The organism is Chitinivibrionales bacterium, assembly GCA_014728215.1.
In the GTDB taxonomy this organism is placed as follows: Bacteria; Fibrobacterota; Chitinivibrionia; order Chitinivibrionales; family WJKA01; genus WJKA01.
This window is the reverse complement of the sequence record WJLZ01000101.1, coordinates 1-3,380: the sequence shown is the minus strand read 5'-3', so window position 1 is coordinate 3,380 and position 3,380 is coordinate 1. Positions and strand designations below refer to the sequence as shown.

4 protein-coding genes are annotated in these 3,380 nt (G+C 50.4%); 3 read left to right on the top strand and 1 reads right to left on the bottom strand.

The annotated features are described in order from the left end of the window. The 3 genes from GF401_07880 to GF401_07870 form a co-directional block, all read left to right on the top strand. Positions 1 to 454: S1 RNA-binding domain-containing protein (locus GF401_07880; protein MBD3344966.1), on the top strand; the 454-nt coding region annotated here is incomplete at its 5' end. A 140-nt stretch (positions 455 to 594) separates the two neighbouring features. Next, the gene (locus tag GF401_07875) at positions 595 to 879 is read left to right on the top strand and encodes a type II toxin-antitoxin system prevent-host-death family antitoxin (GenBank protein MBD3344965.1); all 285 of its coding nucleotides are present in this window, start codon (positions 595 to 597) and stop codon (positions 877 to 879) included. Beyond that, a complete protein-coding gene (locus GF401_07870; protein ID MBD3344964.1) occupies positions 876 to 1,199 on the top strand; it encodes a type II toxin-antitoxin system RelE/ParE family toxin in 324 nt (107 codons plus the stop codon). Before GF401_07875 ends, GF401_07870 begins: the two co-directional genes overlap by 4 nt. Positions 1,200 to 1,218: 19 nt before the next feature. On the opposite strand, the gene GF401_07865 is transcribed toward GF401_07870, so the two are convergent. Further along, complete coding sequence (locus GF401_07865; protein MBD3344963.1) at positions 1,219 to 3,231, bottom strand: hypothetical protein; 2,013 nt, start codon at positions 3,229 to 3,231, stop codon at positions 1,219 to 1,221. Between the last annotated feature and the right edge of the window lie 149 nt (positions 3,232 to 3,380).

The following is a 3,380-nucleotide window of genomic DNA, read 5'->3' as shown; positions in this document are numbered from 1 at the left end:
GCTCGATAAGCCCGGACGGGACCCTCGTGCTGAGTTTACTTATGCGGTTTTCGACGATAAAATCCAGGAGATTTCCGATCTTGCACCCGATATGGTTCTTGAAGGCACCGTGACCAATGTGGCCAATTTCGGCGCCTTTGTGGATATCGGGGTTCATCAGGACGGCCTCGTTCATATTTCGCAGATGGCAAACCGGTTTGTCAAAGACCCCCGTCAGGTGGTGAAAGTGGGCCAGGTAGTCAAAGTACGGGTGCTGGAGGTCGATCAAGAACTCAAGCGAATATCGCTTTCCATGCGCCTCGAAAAAGAGGGAGACCGCCCAAAAGACAATCGGGAATCCCGTTCTTCTCAAGACAAGCACCGCAGGGGCGGCAGCAATAAGCGGGGCGATAAAAAATCCGGAAAGCTGGTCACCTATAAGCCGAAATTCAATGTGCGGCAGCTTATGAAATAATCGCGGGGACGGAGTTTAAACACTGAATGGAGCCGGATCGTCATTTCTCGCTTAATACAATTTATTAACTCCATCGCTCTTACTCATTTGTTTTTAGACTAAAATATTATTTATATTCTAGTCTAATCCTGGAGGAAGGCATGAAACTCAGCGAGTCGGTAAAGCCAATAAGTCACGTAAAAGCGCACATGTCGGAGATTGTCGAGCGTATTGGCCGCAATCATAAAAAAGTAATCATTACCCATAACGGTGAAGCTAGGGCGGTGCTGCAGGATATCGAAAGCTATGAGCAGCTTCAGGACAGCCTTTCCATGCTTAAATTAGTTGCAATGAGCACGAAAAGCATGCTTCAAAACAAAGGGCAGCCGGTTGATAAAGCTTTTGCTGATATCCGGAAACGCGTGAAAGAGTTTTCTGCCGGATGAAATTCCGGGTAGTTGTTCTTCCGGAAGCCAGAGACGATATCGTTGACATTTATCTATATGTTGCCGAAAACAATTCGGTTATGCGTGCGGATTCTCTTCTGAGTAATCTGGAGCAAACATGCCTGTCGCTTAATCATTCGCCGCAGCGAGGCCATGCTGTGCCGGAATTGAAAAGAATAAATGTCGAAAATTTCAGAGAGATTCATTATAAGCCCTATCGGATCATATACCAGATCATCGAAAAGACTGTGTATGTGCACGCCGTTCTTGACGGGAGAAGAGACCTGCAGGAATTCCTCGAAATGAGAATTTTCAGGTAGTTGCTTTCTGTAAACCTGTCTATCGGGCCATTACGAACTTCCTGGAAACCGCCGGATCATCTGCTGCAATTTCGGCAACATAGCACCCGGAAGTTTTCCCAGGGCCTCCCGTTTCCGAATTCAGGCTTATCCGCTGTTTTCCCGATTGGGACGGCAGCCGGTTTGCATAAACCAGATCGCCCCTGGTGGTGTACAACTTTATTTCGGCGCCGTTACTGCTTCGAAACGACCAGGCGATTTCGATGCCTCCTGCTTTTGGTTCAACAGTGAAAGCATCGATACATTCACGTGCCATATATGTGCCGCCTTTGACAGCAACAGGCGCGGAAAGTGCATCGGCATTGCGGTCGGCCCTCGGTTCGCCGGCAGCATACATCATGCTGTCGGATGGGTCGATATAAAGCATCACCGGATTGGCGATATTGTCGTCATATGAACTGACATCGTGTCCTTTCGCCGCAAGGGCATTGTGAATATCCGCCCCGACTTCCTCGTTGACACGAAGGTAGTTGAGGTCGTAAAGGCGATCCAATCGGTCGGGATATCCTCTGAAACCGTTTTCGTGGTGGCGGGTTTCGAAGCGTGGTGCACCAACCGCATCGACCGGCATCATGTCAAAATGGATGAAATTGAGGAGCAGATTGAGCGTGGTCTGGTCCTGCTTGTCGCCGCCGGCGACGCTTATCGCAAGAATCGGCTTACCGTCTTTGAGTACCATGGTGGGCGTGAGGGTGATCCGCGGACGCTTCCCCGGTTCGATCTGGTTCGGATGGCCCGGGGTGGTGTTGAAACAGCGCAGTCGACGGGCGAAATGAATGCCAAGTTCGCTGCAGAGCGAGTAGGTGCCGTTTCCGCTCGGTGTTGCCGATACCACATTGCCGTACTGGTCTGCGACGCAGCAGGTGGTCGTTCCTCCCGGCCAGTGATAGAGGGAGTCGGGATCGGATACCGCTTTCATGGTGAACGGGTCACCCGGACGGACTTCGGTTGACGAATTATCGGGATCGATCAGCGGATAGCGGAGGTTGTTGTATTCCTCCGAAAGCAGAATATCAATGGGGACATCGGCAAAAAGCGGATCGCCGTAGTATTTGTCCCGGTCGGCGAAAGCAAGCTTGAGTGCTTCAACACAATGGTGGATATACCCGGCCGACATATGTCCCATGGAGACAAGGTCGAAATGTTTCAGGATCGCCAGTGCCTGAAGGAGCACGCCGCCCTGTGTCCAGGTATCGCACTTGTAGATGTCGTATCCGTTGTAGTTGAGCATAATGGGATCTTCAACAATCGTTTCGTAGCTTTCCAGGTCGCTTTTTCTTAGAAAGCCGCGGGTCGAGTTGCCGTCGGGAGCGCTGAACCATTCGTGCAGGATATCGGCAATATCGCCTTTATAAAACCGGTCTCTGGCCGCCTGGAGTTTATCGATTCGTGTGCCCTGGGTGTTCTGTTCGGTTTCGATTAATTTGCGCAGGGTCGCTGCAAGCTCATTGTACCAGCTCTGCCCGCCGCCATCAAGAATGTCCAGCGCAGGCTGGGCAACCCGCTCAAAACTCATGGTCCCATAGAGCTCCAGTGCTTTAAAGAAAAGACTGATCGGTCCGGGAACAGGGGAGACCTTCGGCTCATTCCCCCAGGTAGGGAGGTCATTATCCCAAAACCATTGAATCGACGCCGAATCTCCGGGCGCAACTCCCAGTCCGCAGAGGACCTTGACTTCATCGTTTGCAGCATCGTAAATCATGAAAGGAATTTCTGCGCCGATACAGAAAGAGCCGTGATCGACAATGGAGAGTACAAGAAGTGTTGCAACTGCGGCGTCGGCAGCAGTACCGCCTTCACGAAGCATCTGTAAACCGGCGTCTACAGCGCGATAATCTCTTCCTGCACATACAGCGCCGTATTTGCCCGAGCCGTTGCGAATGTCCTGAGCAGCGACTGTCAAACAGAAAAGCATGGCTGAACAGATTACATTTCTAAGCATGTTTCCCCTCCAGGATATATGAGTAATGGGCCTTTTGCGGTTGGTATGCATTGTAAATAATATAGATATTTTTCGGGAGAGGTAATAATTCCTGAGAGGGGTGCTGTTCAATTGCACAGAAAAAATAGAGCATGTTTTTTTTGCTGCAATTATTTTATACTCAATAATTCGGGATTTCCTTACAGCAGCCCCTGAGAGGG

Coding starts and splice junctions, on each gene's coding strand:
- GF401_07875 (MBD3344965.1), top strand. CDS start 595: ATGAAACTCAGCGAGTCGGTAAAGCCAATAAGTCACGTAAAAGCGCAC.
- GF401_07870 (MBD3344964.1), top strand. CDS start 876: ATGAAATTCCGGGTAGTTGTTCTTCCGGAAGCCAGAGACGATATCGTT.
- GF401_07865 (MBD3344963.1), bottom strand. CDS start 3,231: ATGCATACCAACCGCAAAAGGCCCATTACTCATATATCCTGGAGGGGA.